The organism is Deferribacter autotrophicus (genome assembly GCF_008362905.1).
In the GTDB taxonomy this organism is placed as follows: Bacteria; Chrysiogenota; Deferribacteres; order Deferribacterales; family Deferribacteraceae; genus Deferribacter; species Deferribacter autotrophicus.
On the sequence record NZ_VFJB01000005.1, the window covers coordinates 143,971 to 167,643 of the forward strand.

27 protein-coding genes are annotated in these 23,673 nt (G+C 33.5%); all 27 read left to right on the plus strand.

Going from position 1 to position 23,673, the window contains the following annotated elements:
• Positions 1-31: 31 nt before the first annotated feature.
• The 27 genes from FHQ18_RS06610 to FHQ18_RS06735 all read left to right on the plus strand — a co-directional run bounded on the left by FHQ18_RS06610 (position 32) and on the right by FHQ18_RS06735 (position 23,497).
• Entirely contained in the window at positions 32-508 is a 477-nt protein-coding gene (locus FHQ18_RS06610) for a ribosome maturation factor RimP (RefSeq protein ID WP_149266382.1), read from the plus strand.
• An 8-nt stretch (positions 509-516) separates the two neighbouring features.
• The gene (gene nusA, locus FHQ18_RS06615) at positions 517-1,839 is read left to right on the plus strand and encodes a transcription termination factor NusA (RefSeq protein WP_149266383.1); all 1,323 of its coding nucleotides are present in this window, start codon (positions 517-519) and stop codon (positions 1,837-1,839) included.
• Positions 1,839-2,423 carry a DUF448 domain-containing protein gene (locus tag FHQ18_RS06620; protein ID WP_149266384.1) on the plus strand — a complete coding sequence of 195 codons (585 nt, stop codon included), beginning with the start codon at positions 1,839-1,841 and terminating at the stop codon, positions 2,421-2,423. Before nusA ends, FHQ18_RS06620 begins: the two co-directional genes overlap by 1 nt.
• Before the next feature lie 15 nt (positions 2,424-2,438).
• Positions 2,439-5,252, plus strand: coding sequence for a translation initiation factor IF-2 (infB, locus tag FHQ18_RS06625; RefSeq protein WP_149266385.1), 2,814 nt, complete (start codon positions 2,439-2,441; stop codon positions 5,250-5,252).
• Positions 5,242-5,538: a DUF503 domain-containing protein gene (locus FHQ18_RS06630; protein WP_149266386.1), complete on the plus strand. Its 297-nt coding sequence runs from the start codon at positions 5,242-5,244 to the stop codon at positions 5,536-5,538. Before infB ends, FHQ18_RS06630 begins: the two co-directional genes overlap by 11 nt.
• The gene (rbfA, locus tag FHQ18_RS06635) at positions 5,539-5,889 is read left to right on the plus strand and encodes a 30S ribosome-binding factor RbfA (protein WP_149266387.1); all 351 of its coding nucleotides are present in this window, start codon (positions 5,539-5,541) and stop codon (positions 5,887-5,889) included.
• Positions 5,879-6,781 (plus strand): tRNA pseudouridine(55) synthase TruB, encoded by a 903-nt coding sequence (truB, locus tag FHQ18_RS06640; RefSeq protein ID WP_149266388.1) that lies wholly within the window; start codon positions 5,879-5,881, stop codon positions 6,779-6,781. Before rbfA ends, truB begins: the two co-directional genes overlap by 11 nt.
• A 329-nt stretch (positions 6,782-7,110) precedes the next feature.
• The gene (gene rpsO, locus FHQ18_RS06645) at positions 7,111-7,380 is read left to right on the plus strand and encodes a 30S ribosomal protein S15 (RefSeq protein WP_149266389.1); all 270 of its coding nucleotides are present in this window, start codon (positions 7,111-7,113) and stop codon (positions 7,378-7,380) included.
• 3 nt (positions 7,381-7,383) lie between these two features.
• Entirely contained in the window at positions 7,384-9,483 is a 2,100-nt protein-coding gene (gene pnp, locus FHQ18_RS06650; RefSeq protein ID WP_149266390.1) for a polyribonucleotide nucleotidyltransferase, read from the plus strand.
• Between the two features lie 38 nt (positions 9,484-9,521).
• The gene (gene dut / locus FHQ18_RS06655; RefSeq protein WP_149266391.1) at positions 9,522-9,959 is read left to right on the plus strand and encodes a dUTP diphosphatase; all 438 of its coding nucleotides are present in this window, start codon (positions 9,522-9,524) and stop codon (positions 9,957-9,959) included.
• Positions 9,960-9,986: 27 nt separating this feature from the next.
• The gene (gene tsaB / locus FHQ18_RS06660; RefSeq protein WP_149266392.1) at positions 9,987-10,577 is read left to right on the plus strand and encodes a tRNA (adenosine(37)-N6)-threonylcarbamoyltransferase complex dimerization subunit type 1 TsaB; all 591 of its coding nucleotides are present in this window, start codon (positions 9,987-9,989) and stop codon (positions 10,575-10,577) included.
• On the plus strand, positions 10,555-10,977 hold the full coding sequence (gene rimI, locus FHQ18_RS06665; RefSeq protein ID WP_149266393.1) for a ribosomal protein S18-alanine N-acetyltransferase: 423 nt from the start codon (positions 10,555-10,557) through the stop codon (positions 10,975-10,977). Before tsaB ends, rimI begins: the two co-directional genes overlap by 23 nt.
• Before the next feature lie 3 nt (positions 10,978-10,980).
• Complete coding sequence (locus tag FHQ18_RS06670) at positions 10,981-11,217, plus strand: DUF465 domain-containing protein (protein ID WP_149266394.1); 237 nt, start codon at positions 10,981-10,983, stop codon at positions 11,215-11,217.
• Between the two features lie 2 nt (positions 11,218-11,219).
• Entirely contained in the window at positions 11,220-12,374 is a 1,155-nt protein-coding gene (gene metK / locus FHQ18_RS06675) for a methionine adenosyltransferase (protein ID WP_149266395.1), read from the plus strand.
• 16 nt (positions 12,375-12,390) lie between these two features.
• Positions 12,391-13,650: an adenosylhomocysteinase gene (gene ahcY / locus FHQ18_RS06680; protein WP_149266396.1), complete on the plus strand. Its 1,260-nt coding sequence runs from the start codon at positions 12,391-12,393 to the stop codon at positions 13,648-13,650.
• A gap of 3 nt (positions 13,651-13,653) precedes the next feature.
• On the plus strand, positions 13,654-15,018 hold the full coding sequence (locus FHQ18_RS06685; RefSeq protein ID WP_149266397.1) for a dihydrolipoyl dehydrogenase family protein: 1,365 nt from the start codon (positions 13,654-13,656) through the stop codon (positions 15,016-15,018).
• Complete coding sequence (locus FHQ18_RS06690; protein ID WP_149266398.1) at positions 15,008-15,712, plus strand: lysophospholipid acyltransferase family protein; 705 nt, start codon at positions 15,008-15,010, stop codon at positions 15,710-15,712. Before FHQ18_RS06685 ends, FHQ18_RS06690 begins: the two co-directional genes overlap by 11 nt.
• Entirely contained in the window at positions 15,705-16,202 is a 498-nt protein-coding gene (gene folK, locus FHQ18_RS06695; protein ID WP_149266399.1) for a 2-amino-4-hydroxy-6-hydroxymethyldihydropteridine diphosphokinase, read from the plus strand. The genes FHQ18_RS06690 and folK overlap by 8 nt, the downstream gene beginning before the upstream one ends.
• Positions 16,193-16,870 (plus strand): cytidylate kinase-like family protein, encoded by a 678-nt coding sequence (locus FHQ18_RS06700; RefSeq protein ID WP_149266400.1) that lies wholly within the window; start codon positions 16,193-16,195, stop codon positions 16,868-16,870. Before folK ends, FHQ18_RS06700 begins: the two co-directional genes overlap by 10 nt.
• Positions 16,871-17,026: 156 nt before the next feature.
• A complete protein-coding gene (locus FHQ18_RS12630) occupies positions 17,027-17,197 on the plus strand; it encodes a hypothetical protein (protein ID WP_188020362.1) in 171 nt (56 codons plus the stop codon).
• 464 nt (positions 17,198-17,661) lie between these two features.
• Positions 17,662-18,369, plus strand: coding sequence for a 7-cyano-7-deazaguanine synthase QueC (queC, locus tag FHQ18_RS06705; protein WP_149266401.1), 708 nt, complete (start codon positions 17,662-17,664; stop codon positions 18,367-18,369).
• A gap of 190 nt (positions 18,370-18,559) precedes the next feature.
• Positions 18,560-19,522, plus strand: coding sequence for a 6-phosphofructokinase (gene pfkA, locus FHQ18_RS06710; protein ID WP_149266402.1), 963 nt, complete (start codon positions 18,560-18,562; stop codon positions 19,520-19,522).
• A gap of 11 nt (positions 19,523-19,533) precedes the next feature.
• On the plus strand, positions 19,534-19,734 hold the full coding sequence (locus tag FHQ18_RS06715; protein WP_149266403.1) for a DUF6485 family protein: 201 nt from the start codon (positions 19,534-19,536) through the stop codon (positions 19,732-19,734).
• A complete protein-coding gene (locus FHQ18_RS06720) occupies positions 19,731-20,267 on the plus strand; it encodes a cob(I)yrinic acid a,c-diamide adenosyltransferase (RefSeq protein ID WP_149266404.1) in 537 nt (178 codons plus the stop codon). The genes FHQ18_RS06715 and FHQ18_RS06720 overlap by 4 nt, the downstream gene beginning before the upstream one ends.
• Positions 20,242-20,694, plus strand: coding sequence for a GatB/YqeY domain-containing protein (locus tag FHQ18_RS06725; protein WP_149266405.1), 453 nt, complete (start codon positions 20,242-20,244; stop codon positions 20,692-20,694). The genes FHQ18_RS06720 and FHQ18_RS06725 overlap by 26 nt, the downstream gene beginning before the upstream one ends.
• The gene (locus FHQ18_RS06730) at positions 20,681-21,199 is read left to right on the plus strand and encodes a CvpA family protein (RefSeq protein ID WP_149266406.1); all 519 of its coding nucleotides are present in this window, start codon (positions 20,681-20,683) and stop codon (positions 21,197-21,199) included. The genes FHQ18_RS06725 and FHQ18_RS06730 overlap by 14 nt, the downstream gene beginning before the upstream one ends.
• A 3-nt stretch (positions 21,200-21,202) precedes the next feature.
• A complete protein-coding gene (locus FHQ18_RS06735; protein WP_149266407.1) occupies positions 21,203-23,497 on the plus strand; it encodes an endonuclease MutS2 in 2,295 nt (764 codons plus the stop codon).
• Positions 23,498-23,673 lie beyond the last annotated feature (176 nt).

Sequence of the window (23,673 nt, forward strand, 5' to 3'; positions counted from 1 at the left end):
GCCCACTTATTTTTTTGTAAGGATTATGGCAATGGATATTTTAAGCGAAAAAATAAAAAAAGAAGTAATTTCCTTTTTCGAAAAAAACATTAAAGATGACAGAATAGAGCTTTATGATATTGTCTTTAGAAGGGAAAGACGTGGTTGGGTTTTGCGTATTTTCATTGATGGGGATCGTGTTGGACTTGATGAATGTGTCTCTGTGAGTAAACTTGTTTCCAATTGGTTAGATGAAGTGGATATAATACCTTATGAAAACTATAATTTGGAAGTATCAACCCCTGGAGCAAACAGGGAAGTAAGAAGCCTTGATGAATTTAAAAAATATATTGGTAAGTATTGCAAGATTAAAATGAAAGAACATGATAAATATGGACGTATTAATTATAAAGGTTATATTAAAGATGTACAGGATAACTATGTTATTTTGTTTGTAGAGGAAGAAAATAAAAATTTCGAGATAGATTATGACAAAATTAAAAAAGCAAATTTAGATGTGAAGTTTTAGGAGGAAAGATGAAAGAGTTAGCAAGAGTGGCTGATGAAATAGGTAGAGAAAAAGGGTTGTCAAGAGAAGTTTTGAGTGAAGCCCTTGAAGATTCTATTAGAGCTGCTGTAATAAGAAAGTATGGTAGATTAACTGAACCTGAAGTGTCAGTAGACCTTGAGCGTGGTAAGATAGACATTAAAATACCAAAAGAGGTAGTTGAATCAGTTGAGAATAAAAATTATGAAATTTTGATAGATGATGCAAAGAAGATTAAACCTGACGCTGAGTTAGGTGATGTAATAATGGTACCTATCTCTTTTAATGAACTTGGTAGACAAGCTGCTCTTGTTGCTAAACAAAGACTTTTTGAAAGAATTAGAGATGCCGAAAAACAGGTAGTATATGATGAATTTCAAGGTAAGGTTGGACAAATTGTTACTGGGGTTGTTTTGAAATCTGATAAAGATAATATGATTGTTAGTATAGGTAAAACTGAAGCATTTATGCCTAAAAGAGAAGTGATACCTGGGGATTATTATGATAGAGGTGATTATGTAAGAGCTCTGTTGCTTGAAATAAGGGTTGTTAGAGGATGGCCTCAATTGATCCTTTCCAGGACACATCCAGATTTTCTGAAGAAACTGTTTGAAGTGGAAATACCTGAGGTGTTTGAAGGTATTATAGAGGTTAAATCTGTTGCTAGAGAGCCTGGTGATCGAGCAAAAGTAGCTGTGTATTCGAAGAGTAGTAGTATTGACCCTGTTGGTGCTTGTATAGGTTTAAAAGGTACAAGGATTAATGCAATAAGTAACGAATTGCGTGGAGAGAAAATAGATGTCATTGAATGGTCTCCGGATCCTGTAAAGTTTGTTTGTAATGCTCTATCACCTGCAGAAGTAATTTTAACAAATATATTTGAGGATGAAAAAACAATTGAAGTTGTAGTGCCAGATGATCAGTTATCATTGGCTATTGGTAAGAGAGGGCAGAATGTTAGACTTGCTGCAATGTTAACTGGTTGGAGATTGGATGTATTGAAAGAAAGTGAATATAACATAATTAGAAAAGAGAGAATGCAGGAGCAGGAAGAGGAGTTAAAAGAGTTTTACGAGATATATAATCTTGAAAATATAGATATCTTGGATGAAAATATGATATCGAAATTACTTGAACATGGTATTGATGACGTTGAAAAGCTTTCCACTGCAAGTGTGGATGAAGTAGTAATGGCCCTTGGTGTTAATGAGGATCAGGCTATTGTAATAATCAACAGTGCCATTGATTATCTTACTGAGAAGCTTGATGAGCTTGGGTATGAGGAAGAAGAAATTTCTGATGAAGAGGAGTAATGGGTAGTAAGGCTATTAGAACCTGTATTGCATGCAATACTGAAAAATACAAAGATGAGTTACTTCGATTTGTGATTGTTGATGGTCAGCTTGTGTTTGATTTAAAGCAAAAGCTAGAAGGTCGTGGGTGTTACTTGTGTTTTTCTAAAGAGTGTTTTAAGAAGAGTACAAAAAAGAGGTTGTTTCAAAAACATTTGAAAAGCAATATATTGGAAGATATTTCCTTTTTTGCTTTATGTAAAAATGTCAGGGAAACATACAAGAGATATATTTATACTTTATTGAGAGTAAATATAATTTCTAAGAATATAGTGGAAGGCATTTTTAAGGTGAAAGAAGCTTTAAAAGAGGAGAAGGCTTTTTTATGTCTTTTCCCATCTGATGTGAGTAAAAATAGTAAGGATAAGCTTACTAATTTGATTATTAGAAAAAAAGTTCCTTTTTATATGTTAGATGATAAAAAGACTGTAGCAATAAATATACACAGGCCAATAAGGGGAGCTTATGCTGTCCTTGATAAAAAGTTAGCAAATGTTATGATAGAAAAATTAGAAAAGATTAAGCAGATAAAAAAATGGATTTAGTAAGGGGTGTTTTGTATGGCAAGATTTAAAATCGATGAAGTTGCAGAAAAGCTCAAAATTACTGCTGAAGAGGTGGTGGAGAAGCTAAAAGAAAAAGGATATGAAGATATTGATGTTAATAAAAGTATAGATGATAAAGCAGTAGAGCTGTTGGGATTGGATCCTAAGAAATTGCAGATGGATAAAAGACAAGAGTTTTTGAAAAAGGCACTGGAAAGACGCAAAAGACACCCCAAACCTAAAGAAGTAGTTGTTAAGGATCAAGCAGGTCAAAAAGAAAGAAAAAGATTATCAAAAGAAGAGCTTTTAAAGAAAAAACTTGAATTAGAGAAGAGCTTGAAAAAAGTCGATGAGTTGCGCAGAAAAAAACAGGAAGAGATTAAAGCAGAGACAGTTACTAAAGTAGTTAAGAAAGGAGAAGTGGCTGCTGAAAAAGAGAAGATTAAAGAGGAAAAAAAGGTTGCTCAGAAAGTTACTCCTGCAGCAGAGGTAGTTGATAAAAGTATAAAAAGGGAAATTTCAGAAGAAAAACCTTATAAAGTTAAAGAGGACGTAGATAGAGATACTAGAAAATATATACAGACTGAAGAAGCTAAGCCTGATAAAGGCGTTGTAAGAGAAGAGAAAAAAGAAGATAAAAGAGGCAAAAAGCCTTATCGCCCTCGTAAACCAGAGGATGTAAGAGGTAAAAAAGTTTATAAGAAAGAGGAAATTGTTAAAGAAGCAGTTAAAAAAGAAGAAAAACGTATAGTTCCTGATATAGAAGTTGATACTGAAAAAGAAGCTTTGAAAAAGAAGAAAAAAGATAAAGATGAAATTTTAGAAGTTAAAGAGGTTAAAAAACCTAAAGGGAAAAAAGGTGTTAAGAAAGTTAAGAATTTTAAAAAGGATATTTTAGAAGGTATAGATGAACTTGAGTTGGAAGAGGAAATTGAAAAAGTTGAGGATACCTTTGTCGGTGAAGATATAGTAACTGAAGAGGAGCAAGTAGTAGATAAAAAAGAAGTTGTTGAAGAGAAAAAAGAAGAACAGCCTAGAAAACCTGTAAAACCTTCTAAGATTCAGATTGGTGAAAGTGTTTCAATTACTGAATTAGCAAGGTTGATGGGTATAAAGGCAAATGAAATAGTAAAGAAACTTTTTGAAATGGGTGTAATGGCTAATATTACTCAATCAATTGATGCTGAAACTGCGCAGCTTTTGGGTGCTGAGTATGATATTGAAGTAGAAGTAAAAACAGTTACTGAAGAAGATTTAATACCAAAGTATGAAGATAAGCCTGAGGATTTAAAACCGAGACCTCCAATTATTACAGTTATGGGACATGTGGATCATGGTAAGACTTCTCTTTTGGATAAAATAAGAAAAACAAAAGTTGCAGAGAAAGAGGCTGGAGGAATAACTCAGCATATAGGTGCTTATGAAGTTGATTTACCACAAGGGAAACTTGTGTTTCTTGATACTCCTGGTCATGAAGCTTTTACTACATTAAGGGCAAGAGGAGCTCAGGTAACAGATATTGTTATTCTTGTGGTTGCTGCAGATGATGGTGTTATGCCTCAAACAAAAGAGGCTATTGACCATTCAAAAGCTGCAAATGTTCCAATAGTGGTAGCTATTAATAAAATTGATAAACCAAATGCTAACCCAGAACATGTGAAAGGACAGCTTGCTGAGCTTGGCATTATTTCAGATGAGTGGGGTGGAGATTATCAGTTTCAGGAAGTTTCAGCAAAAACAGGACAGGGAATAGATGAACTTTTGGAAAGAGTATGGTTAGAAGCAGAGATGCTTGAGCTCAAAGCAAATCCAAAGCGTCCTGCTGAGTGTGTAATTATTGAATCAAAGCTGGATAAACATAGAGGACCTGTTGCAACTGTTATTGTACAAAACGGGACATTGAAAAAAGGTGATGTTTTTGTAGTGGGTGCTCAGTATGGTAAGGTTAGGTCAATGTTCAATTTCTTAGGTAAGACTGTGAAAGAAGCTGGCCCATCTATCCCTGTGGAATTAATGGGCTTTTCTGAAGTGCCTGATGCAGGGGAAAGATTGATAGTTTTACCAAATGAAAAACTGGCAAAACAAATAGCTGAAATGAGGAAAGAGAAAAAGAGAGAGCAGGAGCTTCTTGAGAAAAGTAAGGTTAGCCTTACAGATATATTTAGTAAAATTCAGGAAGGTGAGCTTCAAGAGCTTAACATTATTATAAAAGCTGATGTTCAGGGATCTGTGGAAGCATTGAAATCATCATTGCTTAAGCTTTCTAATCCTGAGGTAAAAGTTAATGTTATCCATGATGGAGTAGGTGCAATAAGTGAGTCTGATGTCCTTTTAGCATCAGCTTCAAATGCTATTATTATTGGTTTTAATGTAAGACCTGATTCAAAAGCTAAGGCGGCAAGTGAAAGGGAAAAGGTGGAAATTCATCTTTACTCTGTTATCTATGATGCAATTGAGGACGTTAAAAAGGCTATTGAAGGTATGCTCACTCCTGAGACAAAAGAAAATATAGTTGGTAAGGTTGAGATTAGGAAAGTATTTACCATATCTAAAGTTGGTAGAGTGGCTGGTTGTTATGTCCTTGAAGGTAAAGTAACAAGGAATTCAAATGTGAGAATTTTAAGGGATAATGTTGTTATTTATGATGGCAAAATTGGAACATTGAAGCGTTTTCAGGATGATGTGAAAGAGGTTGTGGCTGGTTATGAATGTGGTTTAACAATTGATAGGTATAATGATATAAAAGAAGGTGATATATTAGAAGTTTACGAACTTGTAGAGGAGAAAAGAACCCTTGATGATGTAAAAGGGGAAAATAATGAGAAATAGTACATTTATAATTGGGGCGGTGTTGTTTGAATTAGATATACCTGGGGCATTTTCTCTGAAAGATAAAAGACGAGTATTAAACAGTTTGAAATCGCAAATGAAAAATAAGTTTAATGTTGCTGTTTCTGAGGTGGGTGGTAAAGATGTATGGAATAGAAGTGTCTTGGCTGTTACTACAGTATCAGATAACAGACGCTTAGTGGATGAAATGTTGCAAAAAATCATAAATTTTGTTGATAATTTTCCAGAAATCAACATATTAAAAATGTATGAGGAAATTTTATAGATGATGGCAAAAGGTTTACGTGCAAAAAGAGTTTCAGAGTTACTGAGAGAAGAACTTTCTAGGTTAATAATTTATGAAGTCAAAGACCCTCGTGTAAAATCAGTTATAATCACCGCTGTGAAAGTTACGAATGATTTAAGCATTGCGAGGATATATTTTCGCTCTTATGATGTGGAAGCTAACCTTGAGGATATTTTGTCTGGCTTAAATAGAAGTAAAGGATTTTTGCGAGAGAATATAAAACGCTCACTACGTTTAAAAAAAATACCATCTTTTGAATTTTTCATCGATGATACTGTGGATGAAGGTTTTAAAATAGAGCAGATAATTAAAAAGCTTCATGAATCTTAATGGATTTATAATTCTTTACAAAGAAAAAAATATAAGTTCTTTCAAAGCGATTGATAAATTGCGTAAGATTTTAGGTGCAAAGAAGTGTGGGCATACAGGTACACTTGATCCTATAGCTGAAGGTGTTTTACCTGTATGTGTGAATAATGCTACTAAATTTATCAAATACTTAAATGAAAATGAGAAAGAATATATAGCTGAGTTTAAGTTGGGAATTTCCACTGATACTTTTGATATCACGGGAACAATTGTCAGTGAAAATAAAGATAAAATTCCAAGTATTGAAGAAGTTAAAAAAGTTTTAAGAGAGATGACAGGTGATTTATTACTTCCTGTGCCTAAATTTTCTGCTGTGAAGATTGGTGGGGAAAGAGCTTATAAGCTTGCAAGGCAGAAAAAAGATTTTGATGCAGGAAGTAGAGTCTCAAAAATTTTTCATGTTGAATTAGTTGACTATCAGTATCCAACAGGGATAGTTAAAATAGTATGTTCTAAAGGAACTTATATAAGAAGTTTTATAAATGAAATGGGTATCAGGCTTGGTTCATTTGCCACAATGAGCAATCTTATTAGAACTAGAAGTGGAGACTTTAGTATAAAAGATGCTTTAAAAATAGAAGATATTGAGAAAAAAATAGATGAAAATGATTATTCTTTTATTATTCCTGTTTGGAAAGTGTTGTTATTCCCTACTGCTGTTGTAAAAGATGAATACTTAAAACTTGCAAAGAATGGTGGTAAATTAAAGAGGGCTATGTATCTAAAATTTCCCATAACAGATTATGATAAATATTATTTTTTAAGTGATAGAGAAGGTAATATTTTTGCTATTGCAAAAAAGGAAGAAGGATCAATTTATCCTTTGAAGATTGAACATGTTTTTTTGAATTGAGTAAGTAATAGTGGTAGTAGATAACTGGCGTCACCCAATTTTTTCGGAGGCTGTTTTGAATTATAATTATATATCAATAAATTATGTTGAATTGTTTGTGGGAAAACATTTTTCTCATTCTCACAAAACGTCCAGTTTTGTTCCGAGGCAAGTTCCTCTAAAACCGCCATCCATGGCGGTTTTATGGGAACTTGAACCCGAAAAATGTTTCCCCACAAACTCATTAAAACAAAGTTTTGCAAGAAATGGGGTGACTCCAGTAGTAGATAAATATTGTTTTTTAAAAAAAAATTTGCTATAAATAAAAGCTTTAAAAATGGAGGTGTGTAATGGCTTTAGATTCAGTAAGAAAAAGAGAAATTATTGAGAAATTTAAGAGGCATGAGGGGGATACTGGTTCTCCTGAAGTGCAGGTAGCTTTACTTACCGAGAGAATTAAATATCTCACAGAGCATTTTAAACAGCATCCAAAAGATCATCATTCAAGAAGAGGTCTTTTAATGTTGGTTGGTCAAAGAAGAAAGCTTCTTGATTATTTAAGAAAAAAGGATTTCAACAGATATAAAAATCTGATTGAGGCGCTTGGATTAAGGAAGTAATATATGGAAAAGAAAATATTTAGTTATGAAATTAAGTTAACAGAAGATAGTGACCCTATTATTTTTGAAGCTGGTTGGAAAGCTAAGCAAACAAATGGAAGTATTTGGATAAAACAAGGTGGTTCTGTTGTTCTTGTTACTGCAGTAGCGAGTGATGATGTTCCTGAAAATATTGATTTTTTCCCACTTACTGTGAATTATATTGAGAAGTTTTATGCTGTGGGTAAGATTCCTGGAGGGTTTATAAAAAGAGAAGGAAAACCCTCCGATAGAGAGACGCTTATAGCAAGACTTATTGATAGACCCATAAGGCCGCTTTTCCCTGAAGGGTTTAGAAACGAAACACAGATTGTCGCCACAGTTGTTTCCAGTGATCAAACAAATGCAACAGATATTTTAGCATTAAATGCAGCAAGTGCTGCATTAATGATATCAGATATACCTTTTGAAGGTCCTGTTGGTGCTGTAAGAGTAGGCAAAGTTAATGGTAGTTATGTGATAAATCCGCCTGTAGCTTATTTAGATGAATTTGATATGAATATCGTTGTGGCAGGAACAAAAGATTCCATTGTTATGGTTGAAGCTGGTATGAAAAACTGTTCTGAAGAAGATGTGATAAATGCACTTGAATTTGGGCATGAGGCAATTAAGAAGCTTGTAGATCTTCAGCTGAAAATGAGAGAGGAAATTGGTAAAGAGAAAATCGATTATAGAGACTTTAAAGTTTCTGATGACTTGGTAGAAGAAGCATATAAGGAATTAAGTGAAAAGTTAAAAGAAGCTGTGTTGCTTCCTAAAAAACTCGATAAGTATGCTGCCATCGATAAGATAAAAGAAGAATATTTTGAGAAGTTGCAGGAAAGATTGGGTGAAGAGTTTGAAGAAAAAAAAGCTGTATATAATGAGGTTTATCAAAAGGTAGAAAAAAAAGTTTTTCGTGAAATAACATTGAATTCAGGGCGTAGAGTTGATGGAAGACGCTATGATGAAATAAGACCTATTGATATAGAAGTGGATTTACTCCCTTGCGCTCATGGTTCAGCACTTTTTACCCGCGGTGAAACACAAGCTCTTGTCACAACAACCTTAGGGACAAAGTTTGATAGTCAATTACTTGATGACTTGGAAGGGGAAACTTTCAAGCGTTTTATGCTTCATTATAATTTCCCACCTTATTCTGTTGGTGAAGTAAGTCCTTTAAGACCACCAGGAAGACGTGAGATTGGTCATGGTTTTCTTGCCGAGAGAGCTTTAGCCCCTGTTATACCTGATGAAGATTCTTTCCCTTATACAATAAGGGTAGTATCTGAGATTCTTGAATCTAATGGGTCTTCCTCTATGGCAACGGTATGTGGTGGTTCTCTTGCATTGATGGATGCAGGTGTACCAATCAAGGATGTGGTAGCAGGAATTGCAATGGGATTAATTTATGAAGAAGATAAATATGTGATTTTAAGCGACATAATGGGGATTGAGGATCATCTTGGTGATATGGATTTTAAAGTAGCGGGGACTGAAACAGGAATTACTGCATTACAGATGGATATTAAGATAAAGGGGCTAAAGAGAGAAATTCTTCAACAAGCCCTTGAACAAGCACGGGAAGGTAGACTATTTATTTTAGCTAAAATGAAATCCGTTCTCTCTGAGCCAAGGAAAGAGGTTTCTCCAAATGCTCCGAAATTTGAGAAGATAAAGGTAAATCCAGAAAAAGTAGGTCTTCTTATTGGTCCTGCGGGTAAGACTATAAAGGCGATAATAGATAAAACTGGTGTAAAAATTGATATCTTAGAAGAAGGTGAGCTCCACATTTTTGGAAATAGTAAAGAGGCTATTGATAGTGCTGTGGAAATGATAGAAGCAGTTACACAAGAGCTAACTGTGGGGAAAATATATAATGCAAAAGTTAAAAGGGTTGTGGATTATGGTGCTTTTGTGGAGCTTTTTCCTGGAGTAGAAGGTTTGCTCCATGTGTCTCAATTTTGCAAAGAGAGAATTGGAAATATCCGTGATCATGTAAAGGTAGGAGATACACTTCAGGTTCAATACCTTGGTAAAGATGATCAGGGTAGGATAAAGCTTAGTAGAAAAACAATAGTATAAAAGGAACCTTGTTGGTTCCTTTTTTTTATTTGGTGGTTATGAAAAAGTTAAAAATAAAACTGAAATGTTTGGAGAAAGATTTAGTTCCGGAGTATAAATCTTCCGGTTCCAGTGGAATGGATTTGCGCTCAAGAGTAGATGTAGTAATTCCTTCTGGCAAATTCAAACTTATCCCCACTGGAGTTTATGTTGAATTACCTGATGGTTATGAAGCACAAGTTAGGCCAAGAAGTGGTCTGGCTTTAAAACATGGAATTACCGTTTTAAACACTCCCGGCACTATTGATTCTGATTACAGAGGTGAAATCAAAGTTATACTTGTTAATTTTGGTAATGACGATTTTCAGGTGAAAAGAGGGGATAGAATTGCTCAACTTGTGGTGGCTGAAGTTATAAGAGCTGAAGTGGAGATTGTTGATGAAATTACTGAGACAGAAAGGGGCGATGGTGGTTTTGGCTCAACCGGTGTTGACTAAAAGTTTTTTTAGATTAGAATATAATTAATGAAGACATTATTTTTAGATACATCTTCCAATTATTTATCTCTTTCCATTTATCAATCATCAGCAATTATTTATAGTAATTCCGTTCTATTGAAAAGCAGGTTTAATGAAGAATTGCTTTCAATAATTGATTTTGCTTTTAAGTCATTAAAGATTGATATCCGTGATATTGATGAGTTTTATGTTGTTGTAGGTCCCGGTTCTTTTACGGGGATTAGAATCGGTGTATCTACAATATTAGGGTTGTCTTTGTCCACAGGAAGACCGTTGTATGGGATTACATCTCTTGATGCAGCTGCATTGAGATTGAATAAAGATAAAAATGTTGATAAGATTTCTGTTGCGACAAAGCTCAGATTAAATGAATATGCTTATAGAGAATACGATTTTAAAGAGAACAAATTCAGTGACTATCTGGTGATTAAGGAAGATGAAATCTCTTCTGATACTTATGTGTTAAATAAAAAGTATATTGATCTTACAAGATGTTATGAACATAGTTTATTTAAAGATTTTTTAAGAGGATATGAACCTTTTTATATGAGAAAATCACAGGCAGAGATTAACTTTGATAAAGCCTGCGGTTTATGATGATTTAAAGAAAATTTATGCTATAGAGATGGAAGTTTATGATACTCCATGGAGTTATGAAAGTTTTGTTAAAGAATTTTATAATCCTTGTTCACAAATATATGTTTATGAGTATAATAAAAGTATAATCGGTTTTGTTGTTATATGGGATTTAGGAAATGAAGTTGAGATTGCAAATATAGCTGTTTCAAAATCATATCAAGGACAAGGGGTTGGAGGTAAATTGCTAGAATTTGTTTTAGATTCTAAAGGGGATGCTGTTTTTTACCTTGAGGTTGAAGAAGGTAATAAAGCAGCAAGAAGATTATATACAAAATTTGGTTTTATAGAATATGGTAAGAGATTGAATTATTATGGTTTAGGTAAGCATGCAATTTTAATGAAATTAAAGAAGGGGTGAAATATGTTAGATAAGAATGATACTATTATTAAAGAGTTGCTTGAAAAAAATGATGAATTCAGAAAACTTTTTGAAGAACATATAAGGTTAGAGCAAGATTTGGAAGCCCTTTACAGTTTAAAATACTTTCCTCCTGAAGTGGAGCTGAAAATAAAAGAGATTAAACTTACAAAGTTAAAAGGAAAAGATAGGATGAATCAAATAATAAAAGAATACAAAGAGAAAATTCAGGGGGAATAAGAATGGAAAGAAAGAGGTATGTGTTTACATCAGAATCAGTAACAGAAGGTCATCCTGATAAAGTTGCTGATCAAATATCAGATGCGATTTTAGATGCTTTGATAAAAGATGATCCATACAGCCGTGTGGCGTGTGAAACATTGGTTACGACAGGTTTAGCAATTGTAGCAGGTGAAATAACAACACGTACATATGTTGATATTCCGGGTATTGTTAGAGAAACAATAAAAGAGATAGGTTATACAAGAGCAAAGTATGGTTTTGATTATGAAACCTGTGGAGTAATAACTACAATTGATAAACAATCACCTGATATAGCTATGGGTGTGGATACTGGTGGTGCAGGTGATCAGGGGTTAATGTTTGGTTTTGCCTGTGATGAAACAGAGGAATTGATGCCTTTACCTATCATGCTTGCTCATAAAATATGTAAGCAGTTAAGTGACGTTAGGAAACAAGGGATTTTACACTATTTAAGGCCTGATGGAAAATCTCAGGTAACTATTCAGTATGAGGGTTTTAAACCTGTTAAGATAGACACCATTGTTGTATCAACACAACATTCTCCTGATGTGAAATTAAATGATTTAAAAGAAGATGTAATAGAGAAAATAATTAAGCCCGTTGTACCAAAAGAACTTCTAGATGAAGAACATGTGACATACCATATAAATCCGACTGGAAGATTTGTAATTGGTGGTCCAATGGGGGATTGCGGTCTTACAGGTAGAAAGATAATTGTTGATACTTATGGCGGCATAGGAAGACATGGTGGAGGATGTTTCAGTGGTAAGGACCCATCTAAAGTGGATAGAAGTGCAGCTTATGCAGCAAGATGGGTGGCGAAAAATATAGTAGCTGCTGGCCTTGCAACAAGATGTGAGATTCAGCTTGCTTATGCTATTGGTGTAGCATACCCTGTGTCAATTATGGTAAACACATTTGGTACTGGGATTATTCCAGATGAAGAGATAGAGAAGATTGTAGAAAAAGTATTTGATTTGACTCCAAAAGGTATCATAGAAGCTCTTGATTTAAGAAAGCCTATATACAAGAAAACAGCTGCTTATGGGCATTTTGGTAGGAAAGAGTTTAGCTGGGAACAAACAAACAGGGTGGATGAAATAAAAGAGTTGGCTGGAAAATTAGGAGCTTAAAAAGGAGGATTTTTAAATGAAATATGATATAAAGGATATAAACTTAGCTGATTTGGGTAAAAGGCGTATTCTTTGGGCAGATAAAGATATGCCTGTCCTATCAAAAATAAGGGAGAGGTTTGAAAAAGAAAAGCCTTTTGCTGGTTTAAAGATGTCTTGCTGTCTTCATGTCACAGCTGAGACTGCAAACCTTGTGAGGACTTTGAAGGCGGGTGGCGCTGATGTAGTGCTTTGTGCATCAAACCCTCTATCTACGCAGGATGATGTGGCTGCTTCACTTGTTAGGGATTTTGGGATACCTGTATTTGCAATAAAAGGGGAAGATAACGAAACGTATTATAAACATCTTGAGAGTGCCATTGCTCATTCTCCAAACATTACAATGGATGATGGGGCAGATTTGGTAAGTGAAATTTTAAAGAATCATCCAGAGCTATATGGGCAGATTTTAGGAAGTATGGAGGAAACTACCACGGGTGTTATCAGGCTTAAGGCTATGGAAAAGAATAATGTTTTGAAATTTCCGGTGATAGCTGTGAATGATGTGCAGACAAAGTATATGTTTGATAACAGGTACGGAACTGGGCAATCTACTCTGGATGGAATTATAAGGGCAACAGATGTTCTGCTTGCTGGTAAAACCTTTGTGATTGCAGGATATGGCTGGTGTGGTCGTGGTCTTGCCGAGAGAGCAAAAGGTATGGGAGCTAATGTTATAGTAACTGAAGTAAACCCCATTAAAGCATTAGAAGCTGCAATGGATGGCTTTAGAGTTATGGAAATGATTGATGCAGTTAAAGAAGCGGATATAATATGCACTGTAACAGGAAATATCCATGTGTTAAGAAAAGAGCATTTTGAAGTGATGAAAGATGGATGCTATATATGCAATTCCGGTCATTTTGATGTGGAGATTGATATTCCGGCTTTGAAAGAACTTGCAGAAGAAATTAATGAAAATGTTAGAAACTTTGTAGATGAATATGTTTTAGCTGATGGAAGAAAAATATATCTGCTTGCTGAAGGAAGACTTGTGAATCTTAGTGCAGCTGAAGGACACCCTGCAAGTGTTATGGATATGAGTTTTGCGACGCAAGCTCTAGCATCCGAGTATGTTGTAAAAAATAAAGATAAATTAGAAAATAAAGTTTATGTCCTGCCTGAAGAAATTGAGCAGGATATAGCATTCACAAAACTTGCTACAATGGGAATTAAAATAGACCAATTAACGGAAGAACAAAAAGAGTATTTATCAGCCTGGGAAATTGGAACATAACATATGGATAATTACTTCGATGTAATTGTCATAGGTGCTGGTCCTGCCGGGATCAGCACTGCCAAACAATTAAGCCAAAAAGGTAAATCCGTTCTTGTTGTAGATAACAATGTAGCAAATAATTACGTACAGAAGGGGAGTGTTTTATCAAATTCTGTACTGTATTATAGTTACTTGTATGATATGTTTATCAATAGAATAATAAACTTCATTGATATAAAAGAAAAAGATGTAAAAGTACATGTAAAAAAGCTAAGAAAAAGTATTGATACTATAAAAAATAAGTTAAGTAAGACTTTTATTAATGAGCTTGTGGAAAATAATATTTCTTTGAAATCTGGTGTAGCAAAGTTTTTAAACGAAAGTTCAATATTAATTGATGATGAGGTATATGAGTTTGATTATGTTGTGATAGCTACTGGCTCTACTCCTAAAAGTTTGAAACTTGGATCAAAAATAAATTATTTAACTCTAGAAAACTTTTTAAATCTAGAATCAATTCCTGAAAATATAACAATTATTGGTGGAGGATATGTAGGAGTAGAAATTGCAGTTATTTTTAAGCGTTTTGGTGCTCAGGTAACAATTGTTGAGAAGGAAGATAAGCTTTTGAGAGATTTTGATGATTTTATTGTGAAAAAATTTGAAGATGCTCTTAAAAAAGGTGGTGTCAATATACTTAAAAAAGTTGTACCTGAAAAAATTGAAAGGGTTGGTAGTAAGATCATAATTTTTCTTAATAATGGTGAAAAGATAGAAACAAACGAGACTTTCGTAGCAATAGGACGTGAACCTAATTTAGCAAATTTGGATTTGGAAAAAGCTGGTATCAGGGTAAAAGACGGTAGAATCAAGCTTAATAATTATTTGCAGACTAGTAATAAAAAGGTTTTTGTGGTCGGTGATGCCACTGGTTTTAATATGTTTGTTAATTGGTCTTATAAGTCTTCGGAAATAGTAGTAGATAATATCTTAGGTGCAAAGAGAAATTATAAAAAAGTAACTATCCCAAAAATTATTTATGCTGATCCTGAGATTGCTTCAATTGGAATTACTGAACAGGAGGCAAAAGAGCAAAAGATGAACTATGAAGTAATTAAATATAGTTTTGCGGACATTGAAAAATCAGCTATTTTAGGATTTTCAAAAGGAGTAATAAAAATAATTTATAATAAAGATGACAGTAAGATTGTGGGAGCTCATGTGCTTGGTAAAGGTGCATCTGAGCTGATAAATATTTTTGGTTTAATGATACAATTGAAAGTTGGTGTAGAGAAGATTAAAACCTGTATTTTTAACAATCCTTTATTTGCTTCCATTTTAACTGATCTCAGTGAGGCAATTAGGGGGAAGTGTTGTGATTCTTAGTTATTTTTTTTGGTTTATTTTGATTTTGATTACAGCCATTACAATTATTGTTGGTGCTCCTTTCGAGTTGATTAGGTTCAAATTTAATAAAAGGAGCTTTTATAGAAAGCTTGGATATTATTGGGGTAAGTTTTCTTTAATGGCTACCTTTACAAAATATGAAGTTAAAGGAATAGAAAATATTGATTTTACAAAGAATTACATCGTAATGGGGAATCATTTAAGCTATTTTGATATTTTTCTTGTGTTTGTAGCTTTAAAAGATAAAATCGTTTTTATGGCAAAAAAAGAGCTTTTTTCTATCCCATTTTTTGGTACTGTACTAAAACGAATGGATTTTATACCTGTTGATAGGGAAAATCCGAGAGAAGCCATGAAAAGTTTAATTGAAGCGTCAAAAAAGCTGAAGGAGGGTGATTCTATTTTAGTGTTTCCAGAAGGTACCAGGTCTGAAGACGGTAAATTACTGGAATTTAAGCAAGGTGGCTTTATTTTGGCAAAAAGGGCGGGGCTTGATATATTGCCATTTGCAATCAGAGGGACGAATAATGTTTTAAAGAAAAACAGCTTAAAAATTCGTCCGTTTCAAAAAATCTCCATTACTTTTTTACCGCCAGTTTCTTCCGAAGGGAAAAAGATAAATGAATTACTTCTGGAAGTGCGTGAAGCCATTTTGAAGGAGCTTAATGCATAAGGTAATTCTTTCTATCGGTACTAATCTTGGAGACAAGTTAAAAAATATATATACTTCTTTGCTGCTTCTTGAAAAAAAACTTGTTCAAATTGAAAAGATATCATCAGTTTATAGAACGAAATCGTTGCTACTTGATGACCAACCTGACTATTTTAATATTGTAGTGGAAGCAGAAACAAAGTTATTTCAAATTGAGCTTTTAGATGTGTGTAAAGAGATTGAAAAAAAGATGGGTAGAACTCATACAGAGAGATGGATGCCGAGGATTATAGATGTTGATATAATCGATTTTAATAGAAAAGTTTTTATAACTGATGAGTTGATTATACCCCATTTGCAGTTTCACAAACGAAGTTTTGTAGTTTATCCTATGAAGGAGATTTGCCCCGATTATATTCATCCGGTCAGTAAAAAATCTTTAGAGTATTTTATAAAAAAAATAGAATGCGATCTTGCTATTAAAAGGGTGGGGGTGCTTAAATGGCCGTAATTACCATTTCTAGAGAGTATGGATGTTCGGGAGAATTTGTCGCTGCACGATTGAGTAAGCAGTTAAATTATAAATATATAAATAAAGAGTTGATTGAGTATATTGCCATTTTAACCGGGGTTCCTAAAGAGGTGGTCGAGAAATATGATGAGGAGATGCACTCTAATTTCAAAGCTTTTATATCAAAGTATTTTGATCTAGATATGTTTAAAGATATTTTTGAAAAAGTAGAAGAAGCTGAAAAAGAAATCAAGATATTGGATGATGATCAAGATTTATTTGGTGACAGATTCTCCGCCAGCCATGTCATAGATAGTGAAATTTTTCATTCAATGGTGGAAAGGTTAATTACCAAACTTGCAGATGAAGATAATGTTGTGATTCTTGGAAGGGGTTCACAATGTATATTGCAAAATTTTGAAAAAGCTTACCATTTCAGGCTATATGCTGATATTGAAGATAGAATCAAATGGGTGTCGAAAAGTGAAAATATTTCAGAGAATGATGCGAGAAAAAAAATTATGGAGATTGATAAAAGAAAAAGGAATTTTGTGGAGCATTATTACGACAAAAATATTGATGATAAAAATTTGTATCATTTATTAATTAACATGTCGAAAGTTTCAATAGATGGTGCAGTTGAAATTATTTCTCATATTGTAAGATAATTTGTTATCTTATCAGTAAATTTTTAAAATAATACAACTAAGAAGATTTTTGTTAAATTTATTGTTAAAAAATGAATGTACAATCAATCATAGATTAAAGTTTTCATAATAATTTTTTAAAGTTAAAGTTTTGAAAAAAAGAAAAGAGGTGCGATTATGGAGAGATTAGAAAGAGTTAGTAAAGAGGCTAATGATTATATTGATTATAAAAATAAATATTCGCTAGAAGCAATTGAGAAAATTGACTTCTTTATTGGTTTACATAAAGAACTGGAAGAGCATATTGAAAATAATCAAGGCGATTTAAAAGCAGTTTTAGATCAGTAAATTTAGAAAATAATAGTACGACTTGCGAATACACTTTTTCTAAAGTAGTAAAGGTTGTAAGGGTTGTAAAAGTAATAAGGGTTGTAAGAGTGATACTTGAAATTTATTTCCTTAACCTTATCCTAAATCTTAACCTTTTTAAACATTGAACCTTGAACTTTGAACATTGAACCTTGAACTTTTACTCTTTAGCCATTTCCCTGTCCTCCCTTTTACCTCTTCAACCCCTAATACCCTCACAACCTTCTACAACCCTTATTAATAGGATTATTTGTAAAAATTGAGGTGACACCAAGAAGTTACGTTATTGATAAATTTCTTTCGATATATTAGTAATATTTTATTTAAAATTTCATTATATTTGTTATAATCAAATTATGAAACTTAATAGACAATATAAGTATGGAAAAGTAAAAGAATTCAATAAATTATAATCTTATATTTTATAAAAAAATGGAGGGAAAATGTCTAAGGGTATTGTTTTGGTAAGTGGTGGAATGGATAGCTGCGTGACAGCAGCCATAGCCAAGGATTTGGGATATGAGCTTTACTTTCTTCATGTCAATTATGGACAGAGAACTGAAAAAAGAGAATTACAGGCGTTCTATGATATATCATCTTTTTATAATGCTAAAGACACTATGGTTGTTGATATTAGTTATTTGAAAAAGATTGGTGGTTCATCTCTTACCGATGAGAGTATGGAAGTGGAAAAAGGTAAATTGAACAGGGAAGGAATACCTACCACCTATGTACCTTTTAGAAATGCAAATATACTTTCAATTGCTACGAGTTGGGCTGAAGTTATAGGGGCAGAGAAAATATTTATAGGAGCTGTAGAAGAGGATAGTTCGGGGTATCCCGATTGCAGGGAGATATTTTATAAAAAGTTTAACGAGCTTTTATCTGTGGCGCTTGCTTCAGACTTTAAAGTTGAAGTGGTAACTCCTTTAATTAATTTGAAAAAAGGTCAAATAGTGCAAAAAGGGGTTGAGTTGAAAGCACCTTTGCATCTGAGCTGGTCTTGTTATAAAAGTGAAGATAAGGCTTGTGGTGAATGTGATAGTTGTTTTTTAAGGTTGAAAGGTTTTATGGATGCCGGAGAGATTGATCCGATATCTTATAAGAAATATCCTGATTTTTATCAGGAGTTTCTAAAAAGTTCTCACTGAAAAAGTGAGAACTTTTTATTAAATAAAAAAATTTTATGATTTTATAAATAATTAAAAAAAGGGTTATATCCCTAGTTTTTGCAAGAATTATCAAAAAACTGGGGGGATTTTTATAGAGATATTGCAATAAATCAATTATTATAAATTAGTTGCCAATTTTTAAGTGGCAACTAAATAAAAGGGGGAGTTGATGAAAAGAGTTGCTGTTATAACAAGTGGTGGGGATTGCCCCGGAATGAATGCTGCAATAAGAAGTGTTGTGAGGACTGCTATTTCTAAAGGATTGGAAGTATATGGTATAGAGCAAGGTTACAAAGGGATGATAGAGGGGAAGTTTAGAAAACTTGAAAGTAGGGATGTGGCAAATATTATTCAACGTGGAGGGACTTTTTTAAGAAGTGCCAGAAGTGAGCGATTTAAAACGGAGGAAGGACAAAAGGAAGCTATAAAAAATCTTGAAAAGTTTAATATTGATGCATTGATTGTTATAGGTGGAGATGGTTCCTTGCGTGGAGCTAACGTGCTTTGTAAGAAATACGGAGTAAAAGTGATAGGGATTCCTGGTTCAATCGATAATGATATATACGGTACAGATATGTCTATTGGTGTTGATACTGCACTTAATACAATAGTAAGATGTATCGATTCAATAAATGATACTGCGAGTTCTCATGATAGGACATTTTTGATAGAGGTTATGGGTAGAGATTGTGGATATCTTGCACTTATGTCTGCCATTGCCGGTGGAGCTGAGGCGGTATTGATCCCTGAAGTTCCTTACAACATCGAGAAAATAATTGAGAAGATTAAAAGAAGGTATGAAGAAGGTAAAACAAGGAGTATTATAATTGTGGCTGAAAGTGTTGGTTCTGCTTACGATTTTGGAAAAGTTTTTGGTATGATTGGTGGATTTGATACAAGGATTACTGTTCTTGGGCATTTGCAAAGAGGAGGTAGCCCCACTGTTTTTGATAGAACGCTTGCCACAAGGATGGGTGCATTTGCAGTGGAAGCACTTTTAGATGGTGCATGTGGTGATATGGTTGCATTACAAAAGACTAAAATGGAACTTGTAAAACTTGATGAAGTGTTATTTAAAAGAAAAGAGCTTGATCCTACACTTCTAGAAATTGCTGAGATGTTAAGTAATTAAGGAGGTGGCTTATGGAATGTAAGGCTCATAAGATTGCGGAAAAATGTCCATGTACTTGGATGAGTTGTTCGAAAAGAGGTCGTTGCTGTGATTGTATAGCGTATCACAGAGAAAGGGATGAGTTGCCAGCTTGTTATTTTTCACCAGAAGCTGAAAAAACGTATGATAGGTCTTTTGTGAATTTTGCAAAAGATAAAGGACTTATTTCATGAGTATTGCTACAAAAAAGGGTGATTTTGGAAAAACTTATCTGTTTTCGGGTGAAAGAGTAGAAAAAGATGATTTGAGAGTGGAGGCATACGGTACAGGGGATGAGCTTATTAGCCATCTTGCAGAATTAAAATTTTATGCAAAAGATTTTAAAGATTTTATTGAGGAAGTTCAAAAGATAATTTTTAAAATAAATGCCAACCTTGCAAGCACAAAACTTATGGAAAATTATTTTGTATCAGAAGAGGATATGGATTTTCTTGATAAGATGTTAGCAGATTTCGAAATGGAGTTTGGTAAGTTAAAAAGTTTTATAATACCGTCGGAAACACTGGCTGCTGCGAAGTGTGATGTATGTAGAACAGTTTGTCGCAGATTTGAAAGAAGAGTGGTGGCTTTGTCGAAAGATATTAAGATTGACAAAAACATTTTGAAGTTTATAAATAGGTTGAGTGATTGTTTGTTTATGCTGGCAAGGGTTGTTGGAAAAAGAGAAGGAGGTTATGTCGATGAGTTTAAAAAATCAAATACTTGATGATATGAAAAAATTTATGAGAGAAAAAAATGAAATAGCTCTTGGAGCAATAAGGATGCTTAGAGCAGAGATTAAAAATGCTGAGATAGATAAAAAGAAAGAGCTTGATGATGATGAGGTTATTCAGGTTGTTCAAAGTGCTATTAAAAAGAGAAAAGATGCGGTAGAACAGTACGAAAAGGCCGGTAGAGCTGATTTGGCTGAAAAAGAGAAAAAAGAGATTGAGATTCTTTCTAAATATCTTCCTGAACAGTTAAGCGAAGAGGAGCTTAAAAAAATAATAGAAGAGGAAATAGGCAAGCTTGAAAGTAAAGATAAAAAATATTTTGGTCAGGTGATGAAGGGTGTGATGTCTAAAGTTAAAGGAAGAGCTGATGGCAAGCTTGTGAATAAACTTGTCAATGAGGCGTTCAATGGGGGTAATTGATATTGTCTTGTTAATAGTCATTGGGGTTTTTGGTATCAAGGGTTTGTTTAGAGGGCTTATTAGTGAGGTTTTCGGTATTTTGGGATTAATTTTAGGGTATGTATTAGCTTATCAATATTATGGAATTTTTGCAAAGATAATAAGTGGGTTTGGTATTAAACGAAGTGTTGCCGATGCCTTAGGATTTGTGATTACGTTTTTGCTGATTTACATTGTTATATTTTTAATTGGAACTTTACTTAGAAAATTCTTTAAAACGATTAAACTTGGATGGATGGATAAGACTGGTGGTTTTGCCTTTGGGGTTATAAAGGCAAGTGTCATTTTAGGTGTTTTGTTATATTTTCTTATATCTGTATTGCCACCTTCTGTTGCCATGTCAAAGGATTTGAAAAAATCACCTGTTGCCAAAAGTTTCATGAAGGTAACCCCTTATGTTTTTGATATGCTGAATAAGTTGCCTAAGGAGAAAAAGAGAAATCCTTTTAAAGGTATAAAATTTTAATATATGATCGATTTTGATGTTCTTGAATTTCCATTATACAAGAAGCTTGTATCCAGTGAGTTCACGTCAGTTTTTGCCAAAAAATATTTTTTTAATTTAAAGCCTTTTCAATCTGAAAATAGCATCAAAAAGGTTCAAAATTATATCCGAGAAATAATGAATTATTTGACAGGTACTGAAATTGAACTTTTTAATGATTCTGATTATGAGAATTTTTATCAAAACCTGATGGATCCATATAAGGGGTTTTCTGCCCAGGAGCTTGTGACATTTAAGATTTTTCATAAGTGGCTTGGAAATTTAAAGAAAGTTTTGTTGGAAAATGAAGCCATCGATACATTGAGGGAAGTTTTAAAAGATATTTATTCATTTGGAGAATTGATAGAAGAGATAGACAAAAAAATCGCTGATAACGGACAGGTGAAAACAGATGCCACAATTGAGCTTGCAACTATAAGGAAAGAGTTGAACAGTGTAGGTAAGCAGATAAATAAGACATTAAATTCCATTATTTACGGCAAATCGTCAGACAGTTTTATTCAGGATAAGACGGTTGTGGAAAGAAATGGCAGGTTTGTTATCCCCTGTAAACCTAATTTCAGGCAGTTTATAAACGGGATTGTACATGATATATCAAAGAGTGCTCAAACCTATTTTGTGGAGCCTGCGCAAATAGTGGATTTGAACAACCGTTATCAGTCATTGAAGATTGCGGAAGATGAAGAGATAAGAAAAATCATTTATGAGTTGATTGATAAGGTAAAGGGTAAAAGGTTTGAGTTGAGTTCTACTATTGCAGCGTACCAAAAACTGATTTTTTATATTGAATATGCCAAATTTGTAAAAAATTTTGATGTGGTTTTCCCGGATATCGATGAGACTGTTGAATTCAAAAAAATTCATCATCCCATAATTTTGTTAACAAAAAAAGATAATTCGGTGCCTCTTGATTTTATAATGGAGGATGGGAAAAAGGTTGTTGTTATCAGTGGGCCGAACACGGGAGGTAAAACTGCGGCCTTAAAATCGATAGGATTAAATCATGTTATTGCCATGTGTGGGTTACCTCTTTTTGGACATTATGCAAAGATAAAACTTTTTAAAAATATAATGGCTGATATTGGGGACAACCAATCCTTAGTGATGGATTTGAGTACTTTTTCTGCTCATCTTATGAATATTAAAAATATTGTGGATTTGGCTGAAAAGTCATCTTTGGTTTTGTTGGATGAGCTTGGAACGGGTACTGAACCTAAAGAGGGTGCTATTCTTGCTGTGGCAATTATTGAATACCTTGTTAAAAAAGGTTCGAAAATTATTGTTACCACGCATTATAAAGAGGTAAAAGAGTATGCTTTGAAAAATGATTTTGCTGAAAACTATGCGGTGGATTTTGATTATAAAACCTTTACGCCGAAATATTCTTTATTAAAAGGGGTTATTGGTAAATCCGATCCTATTTTGATAGCCAGGCGTCTCAATTTTAATGAAGAGATAATAAGTTTGGCTTTGAAGAAACTTCAAGAAGATAAAACCAAAATGGAATATGAGCTTGAAAGATTAAATGATTTGAAGGTTGAGGTGGAAATATTACGAAAAAGATTGGAAGAGAAAGAAAAAGATCTGCAATTTAAAGAGGAAGTTTTAAGGAAGCGTGAGAAGGAACTTGAGGAAAAGTTGAGCAAAAAAGAAGAGCAATTGCTGGAAGAGGCGTATTATCTTTTACAAAAGGGGAGATCAATTTTAAAAGGGAAAATGAAAAAGGCAACCTTGGATGAGGTTGAAAAAGATATAAAAGTTACATCGAAAAAACTTGAAAAAATAAGTGAGAAGAAAAAGCCGCTGGAAGATGTAAAGGTTGGGGATAAAATAATTTTGGAAAAATATAATAAATTGGCGGAGATTCTTGAGGTTAAAAAAAAATCCGTGCTTGTGAATTTGGAGGGTATACGTATAGAGATTAAGAAGAAGGATTTGGTGGGTAAAAGACTTGAAGATGTGGAGAAAGAAAAACAAAAAGCTAAACAGTTGAGCGTAAAGGGGGAAGTTACAAAAAGTGTATCTTATGAGTTGAATATTATAGGGAAAAAAGTGGATGAAGCCATTGATGAAGTGGATAAATTTTTAGATAAATGTGTATTGGCCGGAATTAACAGTGCAGTAATTATTCATGGCAGGGGAACAGGCGCCTTGAGAAAAGGGGTGCATCAGTTTTTAAAAAATGATAGAAGAGTTAAATCTTTTAGGGTTGGGACATTTCATGAAGGTGGTGACGCCGTAACCATTGTGGAGTTTTAACTTATTGGCACTAAAAAACCTATTGAGGAATATAGGTTTTTAGACAAAAAGAGTAATGTTTCTTTCGGTTTTTTTAGTAAATATTTTAGTACCGATGAAATGCCTGGAAGGTATTATATAGATTGTATTTTACCTTATTTATGACTAGTGTTTGCATTGTATGTTGGATTTGTTTG